19 protein-coding genes, 3 tRNA genes and 1 pseudogene are annotated in these 24,556 nt (G+C 71.9%); 16 read left to right on the top strand and 7 right to left on the bottom strand.

What is annotated here, in order from left to right:
* The first annotated feature begins 64 nt into the window (after window positions 1-64).
* The 3 genes from ACIGWZ_RS27890 (at window position 65) to ACIGWZ_RS27900 (ending at window position 3,262) form a co-directional block, all read left to right on the top strand.
* Window positions 65-1,936, top strand: a complete 1,872-nt coding sequence (locus ACIGWZ_RS27890; RefSeq protein ID WP_400069276.1) for a SpoIIE family protein phosphatase — start codon at window positions 65-67, stop codon at window positions 1,934-1,936.
* A 169-nt stretch (window positions 1,937-2,105) separates the two neighbouring features.
* The gene (locus ACIGWZ_RS27895) at window positions 2,106-2,606 is read left to right on the top strand and encodes a nuclear transport factor 2 family protein (protein WP_400069278.1); all 501 of its coding nucleotides are present in this window, start codon (window positions 2,106-2,108) and stop codon (window positions 2,604-2,606) included.
* A 188-nt stretch (window positions 2,607-2,794) separates the two neighbouring features.
* Window positions 2,795-3,262: a MarR family transcriptional regulator gene (locus ACIGWZ_RS27900; RefSeq protein ID WP_400069280.1), complete on the top strand. Its 468-nt coding sequence runs from the start codon at window positions 2,795-2,797 to the stop codon at window positions 3,260-3,262.
* A 144-nt stretch (window positions 3,263-3,406) separates the two neighbouring features.
* On the opposite strand, the gene ACIGWZ_RS27905 is transcribed toward ACIGWZ_RS27900, so the two are convergent.
* From ACIGWZ_RS27905 to ACIGWZ_RS27915, 3 genes and pseudogenes are all read right to left on the bottom strand, one after another.
* Window positions 3,407-4,237: a protein kinase gene (locus tag ACIGWZ_RS27905; RefSeq protein ID WP_400069282.1), complete on the bottom strand. Its 831-nt coding sequence runs from the start codon at window positions 4,235-4,237 to the stop codon at window positions 3,407-3,409.
* A 164-nt stretch (window positions 4,238-4,401) separates the two neighbouring features.
* Window positions 4,402-4,836: pseudogene (locus ACIGWZ_RS27910) on the bottom strand (hypothetical protein); the annotation flags it as partial.
* Between the two features lie 662 nt (window positions 4,837-5,498).
* On the bottom strand, window positions 5,499-5,993 hold the full coding sequence (locus tag ACIGWZ_RS27915; RefSeq protein WP_400069284.1) for a hypothetical protein: 495 nt from the start codon (window positions 5,991-5,993) through the stop codon (window positions 5,499-5,501).
* A gap of 108 nt (window positions 5,994-6,101) precedes the next feature.
* Here ACIGWZ_RS27915 and ACIGWZ_RS27920 point away from each other — a divergent pair, with 108 nt between their 5' ends.
* The 3 genes from ACIGWZ_RS27920 to ACIGWZ_RS27930 all read left to right on the top strand — a co-directional run bounded on the left by ACIGWZ_RS27920 (window position 6,102) and on the right by ACIGWZ_RS27930 (window position 9,110).
* Window positions 6,102-6,938, top strand: coding sequence for a Scr1 family TA system antitoxin-like transcriptional regulator (locus tag ACIGWZ_RS27920; protein WP_400069286.1), 837 nt, complete (start codon window positions 6,102-6,104; stop codon window positions 6,936-6,938).
* Window positions 6,935-7,132, top strand: a complete 198-nt coding sequence (locus ACIGWZ_RS27925; RefSeq protein ID WP_400069288.1) for a DUF397 domain-containing protein — start codon at window positions 6,935-6,937, stop codon at window positions 7,130-7,132. The genes ACIGWZ_RS27920 and ACIGWZ_RS27925 overlap by 4 nt, the downstream gene beginning before the upstream one ends.
* A gap of 331 nt (window positions 7,133-7,463) precedes the next feature.
* The gene (locus ACIGWZ_RS27930; RefSeq protein ID WP_400069290.1) at window positions 7,464-9,110 is read left to right on the top strand and encodes a long-chain fatty acid--CoA ligase; all 1,647 of its coding nucleotides are present in this window, start codon (window positions 7,464-7,466) and stop codon (window positions 9,108-9,110) included.
* A gap of 46 nt (window positions 9,111-9,156) precedes the next feature.
* Here ACIGWZ_RS27930 and ACIGWZ_RS27935 read toward each other — a convergent pair whose 3' ends face one another.
* Together ACIGWZ_RS27935 and ACIGWZ_RS27940 are read right to left on the bottom strand one after the other, a co-directional pair.
* Complete coding sequence (locus tag ACIGWZ_RS27935; protein WP_400069292.1) at window positions 9,157-13,308, bottom strand: PAS domain-containing protein; 4,152 nt, start codon at window positions 13,306-13,308, stop codon at window positions 9,157-9,159.
* Between the two features lie 191 nt (window positions 13,309-13,499).
* Entirely contained in the window at window positions 13,500-14,042 is a 543-nt protein-coding gene (locus tag ACIGWZ_RS27940) for an SSI family serine proteinase inhibitor (protein WP_400069294.1), read from the bottom strand.
* Window positions 14,043-14,283: 241 nt separating this feature from the next.
* Between ACIGWZ_RS27940 and ACIGWZ_RS27945 the strand changes: the two genes are divergently transcribed.
* The 5 genes from ACIGWZ_RS27945 to ACIGWZ_RS27965 all read left to right on the top strand — a co-directional run bounded on the left by ACIGWZ_RS27945 (window position 14,284) and on the right by ACIGWZ_RS27965 (window position 17,125).
* Window positions 14,284-14,374 (top strand) — tRNA-Ser (locus ACIGWZ_RS27945).
* 93 nt (window positions 14,375-14,467) lie between these two features.
* Window positions 14,468-15,517 carry a GlxA family transcriptional regulator gene (locus ACIGWZ_RS27950; protein ID WP_400069295.1) on the top strand — a complete coding sequence of 350 codons (1,050 nt, stop codon included), beginning with the start codon at window positions 14,468-14,470 and terminating at the stop codon, window positions 15,515-15,517.
* A gap of 91 nt (window positions 15,518-15,608) precedes the next feature.
* Complete coding sequence (locus tag ACIGWZ_RS27955) at window positions 15,609-16,265, top strand: HD domain-containing protein (RefSeq protein WP_400069297.1); 657 nt, start codon at window positions 15,609-15,611, stop codon at window positions 16,263-16,265.
* A 133-nt stretch (window positions 16,266-16,398) separates the two neighbouring features.
* A tRNA-Arg gene (locus ACIGWZ_RS27960) sits at window positions 16,399-16,471 on the top strand.
* A gap of 580 nt (window positions 16,472-17,051) precedes the next feature.
* Window positions 17,052-17,125, top strand: a tRNA-Met gene (locus ACIGWZ_RS27965).
* Window positions 17,126-17,215: 90 nt separating this feature from the next.
* Here ACIGWZ_RS27965 and ACIGWZ_RS27970 read toward each other — a convergent pair.
* Window positions 17,216-18,007: an NAD(P)H-dependent oxidoreductase gene (locus ACIGWZ_RS27970; protein WP_400069299.1), complete on the bottom strand. Its 792-nt coding sequence runs from the start codon at window positions 18,005-18,007 to the stop codon at window positions 17,216-17,218.
* Window positions 18,008-18,115: 108 nt separating this feature from the next.
* Between ACIGWZ_RS27970 and ACIGWZ_RS27975 the strand changes: the two genes are divergently transcribed.
* The 3 genes from ACIGWZ_RS27975 (at window position 18,116) to ACIGWZ_RS27985 (ending at window position 21,188) form a co-directional block, all read left to right on the top strand.
* Complete coding sequence (locus ACIGWZ_RS27975) at window positions 18,116-19,150, top strand: GlxA family transcriptional regulator (protein WP_400069301.1); 1,035 nt, start codon at window positions 18,116-18,118, stop codon at window positions 19,148-19,150.
* A gap of 213 nt (window positions 19,151-19,363) precedes the next feature.
* On the top strand, window positions 19,364-20,200 hold the full coding sequence (locus ACIGWZ_RS27980; RefSeq protein WP_400069304.1) for a DUF2797 domain-containing protein: 837 nt from the start codon (window positions 19,364-19,366) through the stop codon (window positions 20,198-20,200).
* Between the two features lie 88 nt (window positions 20,201-20,288).
* On the top strand, window positions 20,289-21,188 hold the full coding sequence (locus ACIGWZ_RS27985) for an amidohydrolase family protein (protein WP_400069477.1): 900 nt from the start codon (window positions 20,289-20,291) through the stop codon (window positions 21,186-21,188).
* A gap of 10 nt (window positions 21,189-21,198) precedes the next feature.
* Here ACIGWZ_RS27985 and ACIGWZ_RS27990 read toward each other — a convergent pair whose 3' ends face one another.
* Window positions 21,199-21,741 (bottom strand): NADPH-dependent FMN reductase, encoded by a 543-nt coding sequence (locus tag ACIGWZ_RS27990; RefSeq protein ID WP_400069306.1) that lies wholly within the window; start codon window positions 21,739-21,741, stop codon window positions 21,199-21,201.
* A 461-nt stretch (window positions 21,742-22,202) separates the two neighbouring features.
* Between ACIGWZ_RS27990 and ACIGWZ_RS27995 the strand changes: the two genes are divergently transcribed.
* Both ACIGWZ_RS27995 and ACIGWZ_RS28000 read left to right on the top strand, forming a co-directional pair.
* Window positions 22,203-22,904, top strand: coding sequence for a response regulator transcription factor (locus ACIGWZ_RS27995; RefSeq protein WP_400069479.1), 702 nt, complete (start codon window positions 22,203-22,205; stop codon window positions 22,902-22,904).
* Window positions 22,905-23,010: 106 nt separating this feature from the next.
* Window positions 23,011-24,531: a sensor histidine kinase gene (locus ACIGWZ_RS28000; protein WP_400069307.1), complete on the top strand. Its 1,521-nt coding sequence runs from the start codon at window positions 23,011-23,013 to the stop codon at window positions 24,529-24,531.
* The last annotated feature ends 25 nt before the right edge of the window (window positions 24,532-24,556 follow it).

A 24,556-nucleotide genomic window follows, 5' to 3' on the forward strand; every position in this document is an offset into this window, starting at 1 on the left:
TACTTCTTCCCAGGCGCTCCCGGGGGGTGCAGTGGGGCCGTTGTCCGCACCCTCGACGGAGGCCGTGTCCCGGAAGGGGCTGCCGGCGAATCAGCTCGCGCCCGCCGGAGCTCGCAAATTCGTCCGTACGGTGCTCATGGAGCGGGCCCGGCGGCGCCCGGTCACCCCGGGGGCCGCGGCGCTCACCGAGCGCTTCATCGACGACGTCCTCCTCCTCGTCAGCGAACTGGTCACCAACGCCGTCATGTATGCCGGTACGGAGATCGATGTGACCTGCCGCCTGGAGCCGGGCGGGGAGCCGGACGAACGCGTCGGGGACACCAACACCAACACCAACACCGACGCCGGAGCCGGAGCCGGAGCCGCCCGCCCGGACGACGGCCCCGCGGTCATGGGCGTCGTCGTCGAGGTGGCCGACCGCCACCCCTCGCGGGGCGTGCACGGCGGCGTGGACGCGCGCAGCGGAGAGCCGGGCTACGGCCTCCAGCTGGTCAGCGCGGTGGCCGATTCCTGGGGCGTGACCTACCGGCAGTCCGAGAAGACCGTGTGGTTCCGCCTCGTGGCCAGGGAGGGCGAGCCCGAGGTCGCCGGCCCCCCGCCACCTTCCGCCCGGGCCTCCGCCGAGCGCCCCCGGCAGGCCCCGCCCGGCCACCCCGCCGCCCTTTCCCACGCGCACGCCGCCGAATGGGCCGACCGCGGCGGCCCGTCCTTCCTGGCCGAGACCAGCGAGCTGCTGGCCGGGCAGCTCGACCAGGAAATGGTCACCGCGCTCGCGGCCCAGCTGCTCGTCCCCCGCCTCGCCGACTGGTGCGCCATCTGGCTGGACACCGAGGGCGCCGAGATGAAGCTGTCGCGGGTCTGGCACGTCGACGAGCGTCGCATCCTGCCGCTGCGCGCCGACCTGGAGCGGGACACCCCGTCCGTCGGCGTCCGCACCGCCGGCACCCCCTGGCCCTGGCCGGAAAGCGCCGGTGCCCAGCACACCGGCGGCTCGGCGCTGGCGTTCCCCCTGGTGGCCCGGGACACCGAGCAGGGCGTCCTGCTGCTCGGCCGGGCCGGGCAGCTGCAGATGACCGACACCGTCGTACGGATGGTGGAGGACGTGGCCCGGCGGGTGGCCCAGGCCGTGTTCACCGCCCGCCAGTACACCCGGCAGACGACCATCAGCCGGGCGTTGCAGCGCCGCCAGCTGCCCGCGTCGCTGGCCAGCATCGAAGGCGTCGACACGGCCATCGTCTACGAGCCGCACGGCGAGGGGCAGACCGTCGGCGGCGACTTCTACGACATCTTCCCGATGGGCGAACACCGCTGGTGCTTCCTGCTCGGGGACGTCCAGGGCAAGGACCCGGAGGCGATGTCCGTCACCGGACTGGCCCGCCATCTGGTGCGGCTGCTGGCCCGCGAAGGGCATGGCGTGGAGTCCGTGCTCGGCAGGCTGAACACCGCGATGGCCGAGGACAGCGCGGAGGCCGTGGAACTGAGCGGCGAACAGGCCAGTTCCCGCTTCCTGAGCCTGCTCTACGGCGAACTGGAGGTCGAACCGGGCGTGGCCGGCGCCCACTGCACGGTCGCCACCGCCGGCCATCCGCCGCCGCTGCATCTCTTCGGCGACGGGAGGGTGGCGCCGGCCTCCGAACCCCAGATGCTCCTCGGCATCGACGAGGGCACGGATTTCCAGGCCAGCTCCTTCGACCTCGCCCCCGGCGAAACCCTCCTCTGCGTCACCGACGGAGTCACCGAACGCCGTTGCGGCAACTGGCAGTTGGATGACAACGACGGCCTGGCCGAAGTCCTCCGGGACGGGATCGGGCTGGGCGCCAAGGCGCTGGCGGAACACGTACGGCGCGCGGCGCACGACTTCGGCACGGGGCCGGTGGAGGACGATCTGTCGGTGCTGGTGCTCCAGGCGGTCCGCGGCGGCAACGGCCGGGGGTGAGGGTGCGGCAACCGGCACCCGGCACCCGGCTGCCTCCCGTGCCACCGGGACGGCACTCGTCCGTTCGGGGGAGGCCCGGTCGCATCCTGTCCGTGGCGGTACTCGTTGGTCGGCCGGGGCCGATCGGCGAGGAGCCCCGGCCGACGGGACGGATCTCCGAGGAGGCATCGTGAACCAAGAGGACATGGTCGCGCTGTGGGAGCAGCACACGGCGTACGAGTTCGTCATCAAGGACGCCGACCTGGCGGTGTCCACCATGGTGGAGGACGCCAGCGTGATGCATCTGCCGACGATGAGCGGCGGTTCCGGCAAGGAATACCTGCGGGGCTACTACCGCGACATCTTCATTCCCGGCATTCCGCAGAACACCACCATGGAGACGGCGGATCGGTCGGTGGGCGGCGACTCCCTCGTCGAGGAGATCATCATGCGGATGCCGCACGATCAGGAGATGCCGTTCCTGCTGCCCGGGCTGGCCGCGACCGGACGGACCATCGAAGTGCCGCTGGTGGTGGTCGTGAAATTCCGCGGCGACCTGATGGAGAGCGAACGGATCTACTGGGACCAGGCGTCCGTGCTCACCCAGGTCGGTCTGATCGCCGCCGAAGGCCTCCCCATGGCCGACGTCACCGAGACCACCCGATTCCTGCGGGACAAGGTCATGTCCTGACCGCAGAGGCGGCGTAGCGGTGTTCGGCAATGCCTCAGCTCGGAGCCTGGGACTGGATTCCTTGCCTTCGCGCCGACGGCCTTCGGAAGATCGCCTGCTTGCCCTCAAGCGCACTTGAGGTCGTACGTTCGCTGCATGACCTGCACCGCGTGCAGGCTCCGCACCGAAACGCCAGGAGGGCACCTCCCATGACGACCCAGCAGATCTCCGATGTCGAACTCGCCGGACAGCCCGCCGCGTACTGGACCGGTGTCGCCTACGAGGCGCTCATCGCGTACACACGGGCCCGGCAGGCCGAAAAGGGCTACACCCAGCCCCAGTTCTGGCTGCTGCGCAACCTGTCGGAGAACGACATCTCCCCCGACGGCGAGGGGATGACCCTGCCCGAGCTGCGGGAGGCCATGACCTCCTACATCCGCCCCGAGGACGATCTCGCGGCGGAGGCCGAGGCTCTCCTGGAGCGTGGCTGGCTGACCCGGGACGCCGACCACCGGCTGTGGCTCACCGAGCAGGGCGAACAGGCTCGCGTCGACCTCGCGCGCAACGCGCCCGCGATCCGCGCCGCCCTCCACGAGGGCATCGACGACGCGGACTACGTCACCACGGTGAAAGTCCTCCAGCGGCTGATCCGCAACGCGGGCGGGACGGTCGCCTGACAGACCACCGGTCCCTCCAACTCGCCCCATGCGGTGACCACATCTCACACACCCCCTAGCCGTGGAATACGGCGTCTCCTACGTCACGATGCGGCCCCGCCCATCTGCCACAGGGCACGCAGACGGGCGAGGCTGGGGCGGTCCTCAGCGCACATTCTTCAGCTCTTGGCGGACTTCCGCACTGGTCGGCCGATCGGCCGGTTCGCGGCTCATCATGTGCTCAATGAGCTTGCCGAGTGCTCCCGGCACGGTGATCTTTCGGTGTGGCCTATCCACGATGGCTTGACGTTGGTCCTTGCGGTCGGCGTCGTCCGGGTAGGGCACATGTCGCCATCCGGTGGCGGAGATGAACAGGGATGCGCCGAGGGCGTATACGTCAGCTTCTTGCGTCGGCACCGCTGTGCCGGTCTCCAAGATGCTCCGCGAAATCTCTGGTGCCTCGTAGTGGACCAGGCAGCCGCGATACCGAAAGTCGTAGACCTCGGGTACTTCACCGCCCCGGGCTAGACCCAGGTCGATGAGGAACGATCCAGCCGGCCCGATAACGAAGTGATTCGGTTGCACGTCGCCGTGTGTCCATCCGGCCGCGTGGAGGTCAGCAAGGGCAACGGCGCATGAGAGGGCTTGATCAAGGTTGGGTGTCGCGGGCTTGGTGGGGTGACGGCCGGGCTCCCACAGGTCGAAGAGGGCTTCCCCCTCCCGCCATGGTTGCGCGCTCCAAGTGCCCTCCTGCCAATCGCCGAACAGGACTTCTTGTGCAATGAGTTGGCGCAGGATGGTGGCCTCGCGGGCAGGGGCCAACGCTGTCCAAGCGTGCGTTGGGGTGGGGTAGCCCAGCTTGACCGCGAGTCGGCCGCCGGGAGTTTGTACGTCCCAGACGGTTGATCCACGCCGGTTGACGACAAGTTGTTTGCTCAGCGGCGTTAAGGCGCTTTGAACGTGGTCTGGGATGTCGTATGGACTTCGTCCGGGCATCGTTGGTCCTCTCAGCGACAGGGCCGACCCCCGGAGTCTGAGGGTCGGCCCCGTAGGACAGGGGAGACTACGGGCCTTCAGCTGTTGTAGTCGCGGCCGTCGTCGCTGTCGCCTGTGGGAGGGTTGCCGCCCTTACCGTCATCTTCGTCGCCCCCCTCGTGCGCGCCGTACGGTCGCCCGCAGTCGCTGTCACATTGCGCGGCGTTCTCGCCGTTCACAGTCCAGAGTTCGTCCAGGACCATGTAGCCAGCCGCCTTCATGGCGTGCGCACTGGACTTGACGGCTTCCAGCGTCCTGCCGCCTCCACCGGGGCGCGGGTTGTGGTGCAGGAAGCGGCCGGCGTGTTTCTTGCAGAAGTCCGCGTATTCCTTCGTGTGCAGAAGGAATGCGTGGAGCGCGTGTTCCACATCGTCACTGGGGACCATGGGCACGGTGGCAGTGGCGACGGTCGCGACGAATGCAACCGCGTGGTCTGTCTGACGCTCCGCGTGTTCCGGCGTCTGCCCGAAGTGGGTGACGACGAAATGCGCGATGCTGTCGAACAGTTCAGGGCTGACTAACGATCGCCCTGTTCGTTGGTCGTTCGCTACTGCGGTCATGGGTAGTACCTCTCCATTTGGCGTGGTGCTCTGCATTTTGCTGGCCCGCCCGACTGTCGCTGTCCTTCTCTTCACCGTCGGGCGGGAGTCGTAGGATCGGCGCTTGCTTGCACTTTCCCTTGGTGATGGCGGGTAGCCTTGCTGCGCCCCAGAGATCCAGCGTTCGAGCAAGCCAATGCCGATCAACTTCGAATTCGCGGGCGAGCTTGGTTACGCTTTCGTCGTCCGCGGCACGGGCCGTGATTTAGTCGCGCCGATCATTGACATGTCGCGCAACAGCTGCAATTTGCACGGGTGTTCGGCGTCTGCGCATACCTGGTTCGTCCACTTTCTATGTGAGAGGGGACGTCCTTGCAGGGGGCGGGGTCAGGACTCGTTGACGCAGGAATGACACGACGTCCGGCCGTCGCGCTCCGCCTTGCTTCGGGATACGACGGTCACCTCCGGCGCGGAGCTACCTCGGCCGAGGGTGTAGCAGCTTTCTCTGGCGTGGTAGCGATCTTCCATGCCTCTGGCGACGAATACCGGGCCATCGGGGGGCGGGAACTCAAGGGACGGGCTGTTGTGGAGCACGAGCGTTACGCCGTGCTCCTCGCAGTAGTACGCCCACCTGCACAGCCGCTGCATGTCGTGAGTGGACACGGTGGGACAGCGCACAGGCTCTACCACTTCCGGCCGGTGTTCTTGCCCGAATCCGAACCGCTGGACGATTCCTCGTTCTTCTTACGGTTCTTCTCGCTCACATCGTCAGTGCTGCCGGCCTCCAGCATCGTCGCGATACGGATCACCTGACCAATCGACAGCGACGGGGGGATGAGCCGGTTTTCCCTACGGGTGGGGAAGGTGGCCACTACGACTGACGACGGCGGCACGATCACTCCGGCCGCCCGCAGTGCCCCGTCCAGTTCCTTCCGGACGGCGCTCGCCGTCGGCTCGTCGCTCCTGATCACAGGGCCTCCCAGCTTCCTTGCAAGCCACCGGGCTTGTGGGAGCGACAGCGCCGGGATGCGAACGCGGTTGACCTTGACGCCCTCGACCACGTCGCTTGTCACCATCGACGGCTCGGCGTCGAATCCAGCGCGGCGCAGTGCATCGTCCAGGCGTAGACGTACGTCGTTGGTGGCCTGATGAGGTGTCCGAATCATCGGGGCAGCCATGGGCCCGCTCCTCTCCGTAGTGGTTCCACTACCAGGGCGGTTCAGCGTGGCCTACAGTCGGGGGTCGATCAACCTGTCAGGTGAGGCGGAAAGGTTGGTGAACACCCTTTGAATCGCAAGGAGTTACAACCGGAGAGCAGCCCTCAAGCTGCCTTCGGGGCGCGTCTACGCAGCGCACGGGAAGCGCGCGGCTGGACTCAAGACGATCTGGCCGAGCGGATGGGGTATTCCAGTACGCATATCTCGGCGGTTGAAACTGGTCGTAAGCTTCCAACTTTGCGTTTTTCGCGCGGTGCTGATCGTGCTTTCGGCACTGAAGGAACGGCAGACACGTTCGAACGGCAGTGGCGTGAGATCCGGCATGGCAGCCTGTTGGAGGGGTTCCCGGAGTACGTCGGCCACGAGGGCCGGGCGGCGGAAGTCCGGCTATACGAGGTGGGCGTCGTCCCTGGTCTGCTCCAGACACCGGAGTATGCCTCCGTGCTCGCGGGGAGTGCCGTCAAGCGCGGGTCGATCACGCCCGACCAGGCGGAAGAACGGGTGTCGCTCGTGGCCGAGCGGCAAGCGGCCCTTGCCCGAACGCCTCCGCCGCTGGTCTTCGTGGTGCTGGACGAAAGCTGTATCCGTCGGCCCATCGGCGGTCCCGCCGTGATGGATGCACAGTTGGCACGGCTGGTCGAGTTCGCCGAGCGGCCGAGCACTGTGCTTCACGTCGCCCCGTTCGACATGGGGGAACGTCGGCCATTCGATCTACCGATCACCGTGTTGACGATGCCGGATCGCTCGCTCATGTCCTACGCCGAGTCGGCTCAACGGGGGCATCTCGAACGGGAAAGCACCTCGGTGTTGCCCATACTGGCGGCCTACCATCAGCTACAGGCCGACGCGCACTCTCAGGCGGCGTCCGTGGCCTTGATCGATCAGTTACGAAAGGGCACCCCGTGATCAACTCCTCCCTCCGATGGGTCAAATCCTCGTACAGCAACAACGGCGGACAGTGCATCGAGTGGGCACCGGAGCACGCGGCGGCCACTGGTGAGGTCAAGGTCCGTGACAGCAAAGACCCGAACGGCCCGCACCTCACACTGACGCCAGAGGGCTTCGCCGGACTCGTGGAGTTCGCCAAGTACCACGCGTGAAACGCAAGAACGCGCCCCCGCACGTGGCCGTGAGTGGCCGGGTGCGGGGGCGTCGTGATCAGTGGGTGACTTCCCATGCGGATGCGGATAGGGCGAGGGCAGCGACGGCGACCAGGCTCGAAAGCATCCCGGATGCGGAGCCGCTACCGGACCGCGCCGAGTTTGTGCCGTTGGTCGTCGGCACGGTCGAGGAGTGGCCGACGCTCGACACGCGCGGACGGAACATGATCCTTCGCGTGGGGCGGACCGAAACCTACTACTGGTAAGTAGTGACATACCGTGCGGTATGGCGTCACAATCGCGGCACACCACAACCCGCGGGAGGTCTCCGGTGTTCAGCACCATGCAAGACGTACCACTTACGGTGAGCCGCATTCTGGAACACGGCCGGACAGTGCACGGCCAATCGACGGTCACCACGTGGACAGGTGAGGAACCGCACCGCCGCACCTTCGCCGAGGTCGGCCGCCGCGCCGCCCAGCTCGCCAATGCCCTACGCGATGAACTCGGAGTGACCGAGCAAAGTGTTCTGGGCACGTTGATGTGGAACAACGCGGAGCATCTGGAGGCGTATCTCGCCATCCCCTCCATGGGGGCGGTGCTGCACACCCTCAATCTGCGACTGCCCGCCGAGCAGTTGACCTGGATCGTCAACCACGCCGAGGACCGCGTCATCCTCGTCAACGGCACCCTGCTCCCGCTGCTCGCGCCCCTGCTGCCGCAGCTGCCGACGGTGGAGCACCTCGTCGTCGTGGGCCCCGGTGACCGTTCCCTCCTCGCCGGAACGCCCGCCCAGGTGCACGAGTACGAGGAGCTGCTCGCCGGCCGCCCGGAGACCTACGACTGGCCGGAGATCGACGAGCGGGAGGCCGCCGCCCTCTGCTACACCTCCGGGACGACCGGGGACCCCAAGGGCGTGCTCTACAGCCACCGTTCGCTCTATCTGCACTCCCTCCAGGTCAACAACGCCGAGGCATTCGCGCTCAGCTCCCGGGACCTCGCACTCCCCGTCGTCCCCATGTTTCATGTGAACGCCTGGGGCCTGCCGCACGCCGCCTTCATGGCCGGCGCCTCGTTGCTGATGCCGGACCGCTTCCTCCAGCCGGCCCCGCTCGCCGAGATGATCGCGTCGCAGCGGCCCACCATCGGCGCCGCCGTCCCCACCATCTGGCAGGGCCTGCTCGCCGAACTGGACGCCAACAAGCGCGATGTCAGCTGTCTGAAGACGGTCATCATCGGTGGCTCCGCCTGTCCGCCCGTCCTGATGCGCGGCTTCCAGGAGCGGCACGGTATCCGCGTCGTCCACGCCTGGGGCATGACCGAGACTTCGCCGCTGGGCTCCGTAGGACATCCGCCGGCCGGGGTGAGCGGCGAGGAGGAGTGGGCCTACCGCGCCACGCAGGGCCGCTTCCCCGCTTCCGTGGAGGCGCGGCTGATCGGCCCCGGTGGCGAGGAGCTGCCGTGGGACGGCGAGTCCGCGGGCGAACTCGAGGTCCGCGGGCCGTGGATCGCGGGCGCGTACTTCGGCGGCCGGGGCGAACCGCTGCGCCCGGAGGACAAGTTCAGCCCCGACGGCTGGCTGCGCACCGGCGACGTCGGCACCATCACCCCCAACGGCTATCTGACGCTCACCGACCGCGCCAAGGACGTCATCAAGTCGGGCGGGGAATGGATCTCGTCCGTCGAGCTGGAGAACCATCTGATGGCCCACCCGGGCGTCGCCGAGGCCGCGGTGGTCGCCGTACCGGACGAGAAGTGGGGCGAGCGGCCGCTGGCGACGGTGGTGGTGACGGACGGCTCGGCGGTCACCTACGAGGAGCTGCGGGCGTTCCTCGGCGAACGGATCGCCCGCTGGCAGCTGCCGGAGCGCTGGGCGGTGATCCCGTCGGTGCCCAAGACCAGCGTGGGCAAGTTCGACAAGAAGGTGCTGCGGCGGCAGTACGCCGACGGGGAGCTGAATGTGACGCGGCTGGGGTGAGGCCGCGCGGTGGGGCCCGGCCGGGCCCCACCACCGTCATCCACCGTCAGTTCGTGCCGATCTTGGCCAGCAGGTCGACGATCCGGGCCTGCACCTCGGCGCTGGTGGACCGCTCGGCCAGGAAGAGCACCGTCTCCCCGGCGGCGAGCCGCGGCAGCTGGGCCGGGTCCATGTCGGCGGAGGTGTAGACGACCAACGGGGTGTGGTCCAAGTGCCCGTTGGCGCGCAGCCAGTCGACGATGCCGGCCCGCCGGCGGCGTACCTGCATCAGGTCCATCACGACGAGATTCGGCCGCATCTGCGTCGCCAGGGTGACCGCGTCGGTGTCCGCGCCGGCCCGCGCGACCTGCATCCCGCGCCGCTCCAGGGACGTCGTCAGGGCGCCCGCGATGGCGTCGTTCTGCTCGATCAGCAGCACCCGCGCCGGATGGTTCTCGCCGTCGCGCGGCGCGAGCGCCTTGAGGAGCACGGCCGGATCGGCGCCGTACGCGGCCTCGCGGGTCGCCTGGCCCAGCCCGGCGGTCACCAGCACCGGAACCTGGGCCGCGCCCGCCGCCTGCCGCAGCGACTGCAGCGCGGTACGGGTGATCGGCCCGGTCAGCGGGTCGACGAAGAGCGCCGCGGGGTAGGCCGCGATCTGCGCGTCCACCTCCTCGCGGGAGTTGACGATCACCGGCCGGTAGCCGCGGTCGCTCAGCGCCTGCTGGGTCGAGACGTCCGGCGCGGGCCAGACCAGCAGCCGGCGCGGATTGTCCAGCGGCTCCGGCGGCAGCTCGTCGTCCATCGGCATCGGCTGACGGTCCAGCACCTCTATGGCGCCGTTCGGGCCGTCCAGCGGCTCGGGACCCTCGCTGCCCTCGTCGGGCGCGGAGATCGCGAAGGCGCGGCCCTCACCCACGTCCATCAGGCGCTGCTGCGGCGCGGGCGGTGCGGGCGGCTGCGGGGGCTTGGCCTGCTGGGGCGGCGGGGCCCCCTGAGGGCGGGCGTCGTCGGCCGTGGGGCGCGCGTCGTCCTGGGCGCGCCGCTCCTGGGGCGCGGCGAGCTTCCGGCGGCGGCCCGAGCCGGCGGAGGTGCCACCGGGAGGCGTGCTGCCGGGGGGCGCCGGCGGGCGCTGCTGGTCGGCGATCTGCTGGGCGAACGGCACGCCCTGCCCGAGGGTGCGGACGCTGAAGGCCCGCCCGTGGGACTGGCTCCCCGCGGGGCCCTCGTCGTCGGCGGCGGGCGGCAGCGGCTGCCGGGAGGCGGGGGCGGGCGCCTGGCCCTGCGGCGCGGCGGGGGCCTGCACCGCCGCCTGGGCCGGGGGTTCCTCGGCGGGGCTGGGGCGGCCGCGCCTGCGGCCCGTGGGGGTGGGCGCCGCGGCGGCGCCGGGCGTCCCCGGTGCGGCGCCGTCCGGGGTCTGGGCCGGCGCCGGGGCGACGCCGGGGGCCGTGCCCGTCGCCGTACCGGTCTCCTCGGCCGGTACGGTCGGCTGCGCCACCAGCCCCTCCGGGCCCGCCACGAACGTGCCGGACGCCTCGGAGTCGGCCATCGCGGCCGCCGCCCGCTCCTCGGCCGCGGCCCGTCGGGCCCGGCGTCGCCCGGTCGGCTCGCCCTCCCAAGTGCCCTGCTCCGCATCGGAGCCGGCCGCTTCCAGTTCGAATCCCGGCCGCGCGCCGGGCATCTCGCCCGCACCGTCGGCAACCGGCCGCCGCGCCCGGCGCCGCCCCGTACCGCTGCCGTCCTGCGGCCCGAAGTCCTGCGCGGGCACCTGCCCGGTGGCCGCGGCGAGCGCGGGCAGCGACGGTCCCTGCTGGGGGGCCTGGTCGGCCGCGGCGGGCGGCAGCGCAAAGGCGGTACGCGCGCCGGCGGGCGCCAGCGCCTCCGCCGACCGCGCGGCGGGCTGCTGCCCGTTCGGAGGCACCGGCGTCCGGCCGTGGTCGTCCTGCGCGCCGCGCTCCGGCGCCGCCCCCAGCGCCCGGCGCGCCCGCCGGCCGCTCGGCTGCACGGGCGAGAGCCCCTGCGGCTGCCCCTGCCCGGGAATCTGCGGCCGCCCCTGCACCGGGCCGGGGGCCTGTCCCTGTCCCGCTCCCGTGTCGCCGACGCCGCCCGCGGCGGTCGCACCGCCGATGCCGTTCGCCTCGCCGGCACCGTCGGCGGCGCCGGGCGCACCGCCGTTGCCCGCGTCGCTCGCACCGCTGCCCTTGCCCGGACCCGCCGGGAGGGCCGGCGCGCCGCTCTCCGGCGCACCCTGCCGCGCCCGGCGCCGCCCGCTCGGCGAGGGGGGTCCCTCCTGCGCATGGGGGTCCCCCTGCTCGGGGGAGGCCTGGGCCCCCGCCATCCCCGTACCGTCGTCGCCCGGCGCGCCGCCCTCGGCCGCGCCGGATCCGGCGCCCTCGGCGCCCTGCTCCGCGCCCGAGTGCCGCGCCCGCCGCCGCCCGGTCGGCTGCGCACCGCTCGGCGAGGGGGCTCCCCCCTGCTCGAGCGAAGTCGCGAGCTCGGGGGAGGGCAGCCCCGCGCCGCCTTCCGTACCGGCGTCCCCGGCGGCGACGGCGGCGGCGCCCTGGCTCGCGTCGCCCTCGCCCGCTTCGGCCCCGGCAGCCTGCGTGCCTCGCGCCCGCGCGGCCGGTACCGGCATCACCGTGGTCTCGCCGGTCGCCTCGGCGGCCTTGTCCACCCCGGCCGTCTTCTCCGCGCCGGCCGCCACCGGCAGCTCCAGCACATACGCGCTGCCGCCCGCACCCGAGCCGCCCGGCACCTCATGGGTCTGCAGCAGTCCGCCGTGCTGCCGGACGATCCCGCGCACGAGGGGCTCATGGACCGGGTCGCCGCCGCCGAACGGGCCGCGCACCTCGATCCGTACGACATCGCCGCGCTTGGCGGCCGCCACCACGATCGTCGAGTCCCCGGGAATCGGCCCCGTACGGCCACCGGCGCCCGCGCCCGGCGCCACCGCACCCGCCGGCATCCGGCCCGTCGAATCCACGCCCGCGACGTCCGCGATCAGATGCGACAGCGCCTGCGCCACCCGGTCCGCGTCGACCATGGCCTCTATCGGAGGCGCATGCACCGCGAACTGCGCCCGGCCCGGCCCGATCAGCTCGACCGCGCCCTCCACGCCCGCCGCGACGACGGAGTCCATCGAGACCTTGGTGCGGTTGAGCCGCTCCGTGCCGGAGTCCAGCCGCTGATAGCTCAGGACGTTGTCCACCAGCGTCGTCATCCGGGCGTGACCGGCCGCCAGATGGTGCAGGATCTGGTTCGCCTCCGGCCACAGCTGGCCGGCCGGGTCGGACGCGAGGGTGCCGAGCTCGCCGGTCAGCTCCTCCAACGGCCCGCGCAGCGCCTGGTCGAGCACGGCGAGCAGTTGGGCGTGCCGCGCCGCCAGCGCGTCGTAGGGGCGGCGGTCCGTGAAGGTCATCACCGCGCCGACGAGCTGGTCCCCGTCCCGCACCGGCGCCGTCGTCAGATCGACGGACACCGACCGCCCGTCCTTCGCCCACAGCGCCTGCCCCCGCACCCGGTGCTTGCGCCCGGACTTGAGGGTGTCGGCCAGCGGCGTGTCCTCCCACGGCAGCGCCGAACCGTCCGCCCGCGAGTGGTGGATCAGCGGATGCAGCTCCTTGCCGCCCAGCTCGCTGGCCCGGTAGCCGAGGATCTGCGCCGCGGACGGATTGACGAGAACGACCTTGCCCTCGGCGTCGACCCCGACCACGCCCTCGGCCGCGGCCCGCAGGATCATCTCGGTCTGCCGCTGCTGGCGGGCCAGCTCCGCCTCGGTGTCCAGCGTCCCGGTCAGATCGCGCACGACGAGCATCAGCAGCTCATCGCCCGTGTAGCCGTTGCGGTGATCGGCGTATGCGGCCTCGAAGGAGGACTCGTACGGGGTGCGGCCGTCCTCGAGGTTGGCGCTGGTCACCTCGACCAGTAGCTCGGTCCCGTCCGTACGCCGCGCCACCATCCGCGTCGGCTTCGTCCGGCCGCCCTCGGTCTCCTCGTCCCGGCGCCGCATCGAGCCCGGGATCCGCTTGGAGTCGAAGGTCGGCAGCAGGTCCAGCAGCCCGCGGCCCACCAGCGCGGTGCCCGGCGCCTCGAACGTCTCGAGCGCGATGGAGTTGGCGTTGACGACCGTGCCGTTGCAGTTGACGAGCAACAGCGCGTCGGGAAGGGCATCGAGTATGGCTGCGAGGCGAGCAGCGCCTCGGGATGGCCTGCTGCTCACGAGTCGCTTCCTCCCTGTTACCGCACCTTGCCGACCCGCCGTGGCGGATCGCTGGGGTGGAGTCTACGGGCACTTGCCCGGGAAGCGGAGGCGCATGACGAGGAGGTAATGCCACGGTCGGGTGCGACTCACCGCACGCCCGACATGTGCCCCTCGTCCTGACCTGGGGCGCTACTCCGTCATGAACCGGGTCACGAAGTGGGGCGCGGGAGCAGGGGTTCGAAGCGGTTCCAGCGTGCGATCTCACACCCGTTGGTGCGCCGGAAGCGGGCATCGACGGGGCGTCCCGCCCAGGTGCCGGTGACGTGCGCGGTGGCCGGGCTGCCGTAGATCATCGTGCAATGGGCTCCCGGCGGCACCGCCGCGAAGGTGTCCCGGCCCCACCGCGTCAGCTCGTCCAGCTTGTCGCAGGCCCTCGTGGCGTCGGGGTGGTTGCCGCCGTCGGGGTGGCAGCGCAGCTCGAAGGTGCGGCCGGTGCCCGGCGTGCCGGAGGCGCTGACGGTGACGGTGAGGCGGTCGGCGGCCGCGCGGTGGGCGGGGAGGGGGCCGAACAGGGCGTCGGCCACATCGAGGCCGCTGTCCGCGGCCCGGTGGTCGGACAGCGGAATCGGGAGCGGGACGGGGAGCGGGATCGGGGCGGCGGCGAGGGCGGGCGCCGCACCGACGAGGGACACGGCGACGGTGGCGGCCGCGGCGAGGAGGGACATCCCGGGGTACGTCCGGCGATACGGCATCACAGGCTCCAGAGAGGCGAGTGCGGGGCGGTACGCGGTACGTACACGCCGGGGGCGCACGACACGCGGGTCGGCGCAGCCCCGACACTCCTAACGCGCCGCCGCCCCCGACGTTGCGCCGCAGGAACGTCTTTGCCGGGTGGCCCGCGCGCCTAGTACCGTAGGGGGCGATTGGTGACAGCCCGCCGAGCTGTGCCATCATCTGGACACACCACAGCGTGCGTGCGCGCGTGGGGTGTGTGGAGGCGTCGCCTAGTCCGGTCTATGGCGCCGCACTGCTAATGCGGTTTGGGGCTTACCCCCCATCGAGGGTTCAAATCCCTCCGCCTCCGCTCCTCTTCGTTCAGGCCCAGGTCCACCCGACCTGGGCCTGAACGCGTTGTGGGTCCCGGCCACCTCCCGATCCTCCCCCGTACGCTCCGATCATGGCCAAGGACTTTATGGAGCCCATGGAGCCCACGGAGCCCATGGAGGCGTCCCGGTACGAGTCCCGGCCCGTCGCGGTGCCGGCGAGGGGTCGCCGCACCGTCGTCATGCTGGCGTTCGAGGGGGCCCGACTGCTGGATGTGACCGGCCCGTTGGAGGTCTTCAGCGCCGCGGCCCGGCTGGGCGGCCGCTACGAGATCCAGATCCGCACCCCCGACGGCCGCGGCATCACCACCGCCGCCGGCACCCGCCTGTCGGCCGACGGGCCCGGCACCGCGGCCGACCCGCCCTCCCTCCACACCCTCCTCGTCCCCGGCGCCGAGGAACTCACCCGGGGCCGCTTCCCGCCCGGCCTGCTCGACGCCGTACGCACCCTCGCCGCCCGCGCCCACCGGACCGCCTCGGTCTGCGCCGGCGCCTTCGCCCTCGCCGAGGCGGGCCTCCTGGACGGCCGCCGCGCCACCACCCACTGGCGCCACACCGGCACCCTCGCGGCCCGCCACCCCACCCTCTCCGTCGACCCGGACGCGCTCTACGTACGCGACGGCAGCCTCTACACCTCCGCCGGCGTCTCGGCCGGCATCGACCTGTCGCTCGCCCTGGTGGAGGCGGACGAGGGCCCGGACCTGGCCCGCGAGGTGGCGCGCGACCTGGTCGTCTTCATGCAGCGGCCGGGTGGTCAGTCCCAGTTCTCGGTGCCCGCCCGCACCCCGCGCCCCCGCCACGACGCGCTGCGCGTCCTCCTGGACGAGATCGCCGCCGACCCGGCCGCCGACCACTCCCGCACCGCCCTGGCCGCCCGCGCCGGCCTCAGCAGCCGCCATCTCACCCGCCTTTTCCGCGAGCACACCGGCGCCACCCCGGCCGCATACGTCGAAGCCGTACGCCTCGAGGCCGCCCAGACCCTCCTCGCCAACGGCGAAACCGCCACCGCCACGGCCCGCCGCACCGGCATCGGCAGCGACGAGTCCCTCCGCCGCCTCTTCCTCCGCCGTCTGGGTGTCACCCCCTCCGCCTACCGGGCCCGCTTCCGCACCACCACCCGCTGACCGTTGCGGACCCCTTCCGCCGTCCACATCTGTGGGCAACCCGTCCCCCGCCCACCGGGCACCCGCGCCCGCCCCGCGCCACGCTGAACCCATGACCACCCAAGACCCCACCTCCTCGGCCGTAGGGGGCATCCCCGTCCCCGACAGCAAGCTGGCCCGGGAGGCCACCGAGCTGGTCCGCGACCTCGCCGACGACCTGCTCTACCACCACTCCCGCCGCGTCTACCTCTTCGGCGCCCGCCAGGGCCTCGACCGCGGCCTGGACTTCGACCCGGAGCTGCTCTACGTAGGCGCCCTCTTCCACGACCTCGGCCTCACCGACAGGTTCCGCGCCTCCCGGCAGCGCTTCGAACTCGACGGCGCCGACGCGGCCCGCGCCTTCCTCACCGCCCACGGCATCCCCGACGACCGCGCCCGTCTGGTCTGGGAGGGCATCGCCCTGCACACCACCCCGGATATCCCGCACCACATGGCCCCGGAAGTGGCCCTCGTCACAGCCGGCGTCGAACTCGATGTCCTGGGCATCGGCTACGACACCCTCCCCGCCGAAACCCGCGAGGCCGTCGTGGCCGCCCACCCGCGCCCCGACTTCAAGCGCCGCATCCTCCACGCTTTCCACCGAGGCCTGGCCCACCGCCCCCGGACCACTTTCGGCAACGTCAAGGCCGACGTCCTGGCCCGCTTCGAAGAGGGCTACACCCGCCCGAACTTCGTCCGGACCATCGAGGACTCCCCCTGGCCCGAGTAACCCCCAGACCCCCACCACAAACGCATTTCCGCAGGTCAGAGCGGCTACGGGCAATGGATTTCGCCTCACGGCGCAGGTCATGTAATGTTGTTCTCGCAACGCCGACCGGCAAGAAAAACCGCCGGAAAGCCAAGCGCTCGTAGCTTAACGGATAGAGCATCTGACTACGGATCAGAAGGTTGCAGGTTCGAATCCTGCCGAGCGCACAGCAGGTCAAAGCCCCCGCCGGGTAATCCGGACGGGGGCTTTGTCGTGCCGTACGGCAGCGAAGTACGGCGACCGGGTCGGCTGGTGCCGCCCATGGTTTCGGAGAGCTTGTCGAGGGCGGAGCGCACGCCTTGTCGCTCGCCTCCGCGTGGACCTCCATCGCCATCGCGATCGGTGAGTGCCGTACGCGAAGGATGTGGGCTCTCCTCCGGGGCGGAGCGGAGCGCCGGATGAATGTCCGGGTCGTCGACCCTGTGGACGGCGTGTCAGTTGGATCAAGGGGGCGAAAAGTCGGCCGCTGTCCATTGCGCGGCCTACTGCGGTCCTGTCCGTCGTCCGCACTTCGAAGGTCGGGGGCCGAAGTCGCGGACGAGGACGGCGCGGTCGAGCTTCCTCGTGAAGAGCGCGGGGTGCGCTCATTGAGTGCGGGCCGTGTGAGGCCAGTTGGATCGGTGGTGCCGACCGTGGCCGCGGGGAGGGGTATTCGGGGGGTTTGCGGGGAAATGGGGGTGGCTGGGGGTGGGGTGGGAGAAACGATTAGGTGTTGGTGGGGGTGTCGCGTACTGTTAGGTCTACCGACGCGGGGTGGAGCAGCTCGGTAGCTCGCTGGGCTCATAACCCAGAGGTCGCAGGTTCAAATCCTGTCCCCGCTACTGACGCCGCAGGCCCAGTGGATTTTCGAATCCGCTGGGCCTGCGGCTTTTTTGCGTTCGGTGGGGGCGGGCGCGGTGCGTGGGTGCGGTTCAGGGGTGGGCCGGTGGGGGTGGGGCGGTGTAGTGGGCGGCCGGGCCGGGGTGGGGCGGGGTCAGGTGGGGGTGGAGGAGGAGGTCGTCGTCGTAGTCGCCGGTGTTCTGGTGGCGGAAGGGGAGCGGGGTGGTGGTGGGGAGAGTGAGGAGGCGGTCGCGCAGGCGGGTGGTGGCGATCTCGTAGGCCTCCGGGGTGGTGCGGTCGGCGCCGGGGATCAGGAGGGGCGGGACGACGGAGATGCCCGTGTACCAGAGGGTGCCGTGCTGGAGGGGGAAGAGGAGGTCGTTGAGCTCGCCGTTGACGCCGCGCGGGCCGAGGGTGGCGGCGCGCGCTCCGGCGGTGACGACGACCAGGGCGCGTTTGCCCGTCAGCTTGCCGTCGCCGTAGCGCTGCGGGCGGCCGGTGGCGGGGTCGGCGAGGCCGAAGGCGAAGCCCTTGACGAAGACGCGGTCGAACCAGCCCTTGAGGATGGCGGGCATGCCGTACCACCACAGGGGGAACTGGATGACGAGCGTGTCGGCCCAGGTGAGTTTCTGCTGTTCGGTGCGGATGTCGGGGGACAAGTGGCCGTGTGTGTAGGCGCGTTCCGAGGCGTCGCCGATGAGGAGGCGGTCGGCCGGGTCGTGGGCGTAGTCGGCCGGGTCGACCAGGGGGTTCCAGCCCATGGCGTAGAGGTCGGAGACGCGGTGCTGGTGGCCGTGGGCGTCGAGGGTGCGCAGGCCCTCGGCTTTGAGGGCGCCGCTCAGGGAGCGCCGGTCGGGGTGGGCGAACAGCCAGAGGACCTTCATGGATCCACTGTGCGAGGCCGGGGGGTGGCGGGCGAGTGGCCGGATGGCCATAGTGTGCAAGGATCGGGCCATGGGTGGCGTGGTGAGGTCGTGGGTGGTGGTGAGGTCATGAGCGAGGGGCGCGTGGGTGTGGTGGGTGGCGTCGGGGGCCGGCGGGGGCGGCATCGGGTGGCGGTGCTGGTGCGGGACGGGATGCTGCCGATCGAGGTGGGCATCGTGCACCGGATCTTCGGGGAGGCCAGGTCGGCGGACGGGGAGCCGCTGTACGAGCTGGTGACCTGCGCGCTGGAGCCGGGGGAGGTGCGTACGGATACGGACTTCACGGTGAATGTGGACCACGGGGTGGAGGCGCTGGAGACGGCGGACACCGTGGTCGTGCCGGCTTCGGGGGTGGATTACGGCCCGGAGACGGAGCGGAGCGAGGGGCGGCTGAGTCCGGCGATGGCGGCTGCGCTGCGGCGGATCCGGCCGGGGACGCGGATCGCGTCGATCTGTACGGGGGCGTTCGTGCTGGCCGCGGCGGGGCTGCTGGACGGGCGGCGGGCGACCACGCACTGGCGGTCGGTGGAGGACTTCCGGCGGATGTTCCCGGCCGTGGAGCTGGACGCGGATGTGCTGTACACGGACGAGGGGGACGTGCTGACGGCGGCCGGGGTCGCCTCGGGGGTCGATCTGTGTCTGCACATGGTGCGGTGCGATCACGGGGCGGCGGTGGCCAATGACGTGGCCCGGCGGACCGTGGTGCCGCCGCACCGGGAGGGCGGGCAGGCGCAGTACATCCGGCGGCCGGTGCCGGAGCCGCAGGTGTCCTCCACCGGGGCGGCGCGGGCGTGGGCGCTGGAGCATCTGGACCGGCCGCTGAGTCTGCGGGAGCTGGCGGCGCGGGAGGCGATGAGCGTACGGACGTTCACCCGGCGGTTCCGGGAGGAGGTCGGGATGTCGCCGGTGCAGTGGCTGACGCAGCAACGGATCGAACGGGCGCGGCAGTTGCTGGAGGAGACGGAGCTGTCCGTGGACCGGATCGCGGCCGAGGCCGGCTTCGGGACGGCGGCTTCGCTGCGGCAGCATCTGCAGACGGCGTTGGGGGTGTCGCCGAGGGCCTATCGGAGCACGTTCCGGGGGCCGGAGCTGCGGAGCGCCTGAGGTGGTGCGAGGCGGTCCGTGATGCCTGGGATGTCCTGCGGTCGAGGGGGCTCGGGAGGGCGGAGCCGGGGCGTTGTCGTACCCCCGTCGTACGCTGGCGGAGTGTGGCGATGTACGGGACCGCGCTGGTCAGGGACCGCGGCGGGGGGTGCCGCGGGGCGGCGGTACGCGCAGGGGCTCGGGTGGTACGACGCCGAGCGGGGCGAGGAGCGGGTGAGCCCGCTGCCCGCCGGGAAGGTGCTGGCGTTCGCGGCGCGGGGCGAGCGGCGTTGCCTGGGGGTGCGGCGGGGCGGCCGGCGGACGGTGTGCCCGTATGCGGCGGTGCTCGACGGCGCGGGTGCCAAGGACCAGTGCGCGAGCTGCGCCCAGCTGGACCGGTCGCGGTCGGTGGCGGCCGACACCATGGCCGATGACCCGCGCCCGTACGGCGTCTATCTGGCGTACTTCGGTCCCGGGCTGCTCAAGGTCGGGATCACCGCCGCCGAGCGGGGACCGGCGCGGCTGGTGGAGCAGGGGGCGGTGGCGTATGCGTGGCTGGGGCGCGGGCCGCTGATGGCGGCGCGGCGGGCGGAGGCGTTGCTGGGCAGCGCGCTGGCGGTGCCGGACCGGTTCGGGAAGGCGGCGAAGCGGGCGGCGCGGGGGGCGTTGCCCCCGGTGGGGGACCGGATCGCCGAGCTCGCCCGACTCCATGGCGCGGCATGCGGGTTGCCGGGCTGGCCGGAGACGTTGGAGCCGGTCGGGTTCGCGTGCCATGACCATACGGAGCTGTTCGGGCTGGACCGTATCCCGGCGGAGGTCGCGGAGCTGGGTGCGCCGGCGGCGGGGGCGGAGATCGTCGGGGAAGTGGTGGCGGGGGTGGGGGCGGATGTGTATCTGCGGCTGCGGGGTGGTGGGGAGCAGGAGGGGACCGCGGTGCTGGATCTGCGGGTTCTGTCGGGGTGGGTGCTGGGGGCGGCTTCGGGGTCGGTGACGACGGTGCCGGTACGGGAGCGGGAGGGCGGCCGGCGTGTTCGTGGCGACGAGGGCGGCGGCCAGGAGGGGCTGTTCTGACGGGGGAGCGCTCTGGTAGGCCTGGGGCCGGCTGTGTGGGGTGCAGGTGGAGAGCTTTCGTGGGGCGGGAGAGGGAGGGACGGACGTGGTGGATGCGGTGGCGGCGGCGGGTGAGGCGGAGGGGGATGCGCGGGTCGGTGAGTTCTGGCGGGGGCTGGGGCTGCCGGGGCTGGTCGATGTGCATACGCACTTCATGCCCGAGCGGGTGATGGCGAAGGTCTGGGCGTACTTCGACGCCGCCGGGCCGTTGGTGGGGCGGCCGTGGCCGATCGCGTACCGGTACGAGGAGGACGAGCGGCTGGCGGTGCTGCGGGAGTTCGGGGTGCGGGCGTTCACCTCGATGATCTATCCGCACAAGCCCGGGATGGCCCGGTGGCTGAACGGCTGGGCGGCGGAATTCGCGGCCCGTACGCCCGACTGCCTGCGGACCGCGACGTTCTTCCCGGAGGACGGGGCGGCGGACTACGTCCGGGGCGAACTCGCGGGTGGCGCACGGATCTTCAAGGCGCATGTGCAGGTGGGCGGGTACGACCCGGCCGATGAGGCGCTCGATGCGGTGTGGGGTGCCCTTGCCGAGGCCCGGGTGCCGGTCGTCGTCCACTGCGGGTCGGGGCCGGTGCCGGCCAAGCACACCGGACCCGAGCCCATCGCGCGCGTGCTCGCCCGGCATCCTCGACTCCGGCTGATAGTGGCCCACTTGGGAATGCCGGAGTACACGGACTTCCTGGATCTGGCGGAGCGCTATCCGGGTGTGCACCTCGATACGACGATGGCCTTCACCGACTTCGTGGAGCGGGCCGCGCCGTTTCCGCGGGCGGAGCGTGGCCGGCTCGCGGACCTCGGCGACCGGGTGCTGTTCGGCAGCGACTTCCCGAACATCCCCTACGGGTACGCCCATGCCCTGGAGGTGCTGGCGCGGCTGGAGTTGGGGGACGCATGGCTGCGAGGGGTCTGTTACGGCAACGGGGCGCGGCTGTTCGGGGTGTGAGCGGGATCCCCTAGGCCGGCGCGGACGCGGGACCGGTCGTCAGGTGAGAGAGGGCGGCGCGCAGGTCTGCCAAGGTCGCCTCGTCCGTGACGCGTTCCGTCGCGGGGTCGGTCTTCGGGCCGATGGCGGGAATTTCGCGGCAGGCCGCCGGGACGACCTCGGCGGACATCATCCGCAGGGTCTCGCGGAGCTGGGCGTTGGCGTGGTCGCCGCCGGTCGGGAAGGGCGAGGCGGTGATCACCGCGACCGGCTTGTCGACGCATTCGCCGCTGCTGACCAGCCAGTCGAGGGCGTTCTTGAGCACGCCGGGGACGCCGTGCGCGTACTCGGGGCTGACGACGAGGATCGCGTCCGCGGCCGCGGCGGCCGTACGCAGGGCGGCGACGGGCGGCGGGGGTGTGGCGTCCTCGCCGTCGAGGTCCGGGTTGAAGTGCGGCAGGGCTCCGATGTCCGCGGTGGTGGCGGGGCCTTGGTGGAGGTCGAGGGCGGAGCGCAGGACGGCGCCGGTGGAGGAGCGGGCGCGGAGGCTGCCGGAGAGCGCGAGGAGTCGCATGCGGTGAGGCTACGGGTTGACGTCGGGGGCAAGGCGAGGGACCGGGGTGTGCGGGGCGGTGCGCGGGGCCCGTACGAGGAGCGGCCGCGGGGGCGTTCGTGCTGGTGAGGGCGATTGTCAGTGGTGGGTGCGATGCTGAGGGAGTGGTGATCGGACTGGACCGCGCGGGGGGCGGCCCAGGCCGGTCGCACACGGGGGCAGGACTACGGGGGCAGGAGTACGGGGCGGGTGCCGCGGGAGGGGACGGGGGAAGTGGCCCTCCCTGATTCTTAGGAGATTCACAGAAACCCGAAAGGGAGCTTTAACGGGCGGGGGTCATGCTCACGGCCATGACCGTGACTTCGTCGTCCTCAGCGTCGCCCTCAGCCGGGCCCTCCATCGCGGGCCCCGCGCGCCGGGGCTCCGCACGCCCGTCCGCCGGGAGTGGTGCGGCGCGCGGGCCCGCCAAACGGCCCGAGCTGCTGCGGGCCGACGGGAGCCCGGTGCGGGTGCTGGTGGTGGACGACGAGGCGTCGCTGGCGGAGCTGCTGTCGCTGGCGCTGCGCTACGAGGGCTGGGAGATCCGGACCGAACGGGACGGGGCGGGTGCGCTGCGGTGTGCGCGGAGCTGGCGGCCGGATGCGGTGCTGCTCGATGTGATGCTGCCGGACATGGACGGCCTGACGGTGCTGGGGCGGCTGCGGCGGGAGCTGCCGGACGTTCCGGTGCTGTTCCTGACCGCCAAGGACGCGGTCGAGGACCGTATCGCCGGGCTGACGGCGGGCGGCGACGACTACGTCACCAAGCCGTTCAGCCTGGAGGAGGTCGTGGCCAGGCTGCGCGGGCTGCTGCGGCGGGCCGGTGCCGCCGCCGCGCGGAGCGAGTCGCTGCTGGCGGTGGGCGATCTCCTGCTCGACGAGGACAGCCATGAGGTGTGGCGGGACGGCGAGGAGATCCATCTGACGGCCACCGAGTTCGAGCTGCTGCGCTATCTGATGCGCAATCCGCGGCGGGTGCTGAGCAAGACGCAGATCCTGGACCGGGTGTGGAGTTACGACTTCGGCGGCCAGGCGAACGTCGTCGAGCTGTACATCTCCTATCTCCGCCGAAAGATCGATGCCGGGCGGGCGCCGATGATCCACACCCGCCGCGGTGCGGGGTATCTGATCAAGCCGGGCGGGTAGTGGACGGATGAGTTCCGCGTCTGTGCCGCCGAGGAGTTCCCCGTCCCCGTCCCGGCCGGGTTCCCCGCCGCCGTCCCGGCGTCGGTGGACGCTGCGGACCCGGCTCGTGGTGTCGGCGGTCGCGCTGATCGCCGTCGTCGGAGCCGTCATCGGGACGGTCACCTCCATCGCCCTGCAGTCGTATCTGCAGGGCCAGTTGGACGCGCAGGTGGGCGAGGGCCTGGTGCGCGCCCAGTTGCCGCACCGGCACGGTCCGGGGGACGGACCGGATCTCGACTTCGTGGTGCTGGGCGGGACGCCGCTGGGCACGGTGGGCGCGCGCTTCGGGCCCGACGGGGTGATCCAGGACGCGGCGAAGAGCAACAACTCCACCAGCCGGCGGCCGTCCGAGCGGCAGGACGGGCTGAGCGGCGCGCAGGCGGCGACGCTGGCCGGCGTGCCGCGGGACGGGGCACCGCACACGGTCGACATACCCGGCCTCGGCGACTACCGGGTGCGCTCCTCCACGGACGGCACGATCGTGCTCGGCATGCCGCTCCGCGAGGTCGACGGCACGGTCGCCAAGCTCATCGGCGTCGAGGCGTGGGTGACGGTCGCCGGGCTGGTCGCGGCCGGGATCGCGGGCGCCGTCATGGTCGGGGTGGCGCTGCGGCCGCTGCGCCGGGTCGCGGCCACCGCCACCCGGGTCTCCGAACTCCCCCTCCACCAGGGCGAGGTGGCGCTGCATGTGCGGGTGCCGGCGGCCGAGGCGGACGCCCGTACGGAGGTGGGGCAGGTCGGCGCGGCGCTCAACCGGATGCTGGGGCATGTCGCCTCGGCGCTGTCGGCGCGGCAGGAGAGCGAGACCCGGGTGCGCCGCTTCGTCGCCGATGCCAGCCATGAGCTGCGGACGCCGCTGGCTTCGATACGGGGCTATGCCGAGCTGACCCGGCGCGGGCGGGAGCGGCCGGGGCCGGAGACCCGGCATGCCCTGGGGCGGATCGAATCCGAGGCGGAGCGGATGACGGGGCTGGTGGAGGACCTGCTGCTGCTCGCCCGGCTCGATTCCGGACGCCCGCTCTCGTACGAGAGCACCGATCTCTCGGCGTTGGTCGTGGATGCGGTCAGCGATGCGCGGGCGGCCGGGCCCGGTCACCGGTGGCGGCTGGAACTGCCCGAGGACCCGGTCCTGGTGCACGGCGACGGCGGCCGACTCCAGCAGATCCTGGTCAATCTGCTGGCCAATGCCCGTACGCACACGCCCGAGGGGACGACGGTGACGGCCCGGGTGCGGGGCCCGGAGGAGGGCGGGGACCGGGCGGCGGCCGCCACCGGAGCGTCCGACACCGGGACGGCGTCCGCCGTCCGGCTGGAGGTGCAGGACGACGGGCCGGGGATCCCGCCCGACCTCCTTCCGCATGTCTTCGAACGGTTCGCGCGCGGGGATGCGTCGCGGTCCCGGGCCGCCGGGAGCACGGGGCTGGGCCTGGCCATCGTGCAGGCGGTGGTGGGCGCGCACGGCGGCACGGTGACGGTGGAGAGCGCCCCCGGCCGCACGGTGTTCACGGTCGGCCTCCCGGCCGTGCCCCCGAGGAAGCCGTCGGAGCCCGACGCACAGCCCGGACACAGCCTCACCACACCCCTGTGACAGCGCGGTTGGCGAGTGTCGTCGG

This window comes from Streptomyces sp. NPDC053427 (genome assembly GCF_044544985.1).
In the GTDB taxonomy this organism is placed as follows: domain Bacteria; phylum Actinomycetota; class Actinomycetes; order Streptomycetales; family Streptomycetaceae; genus Streptomyces.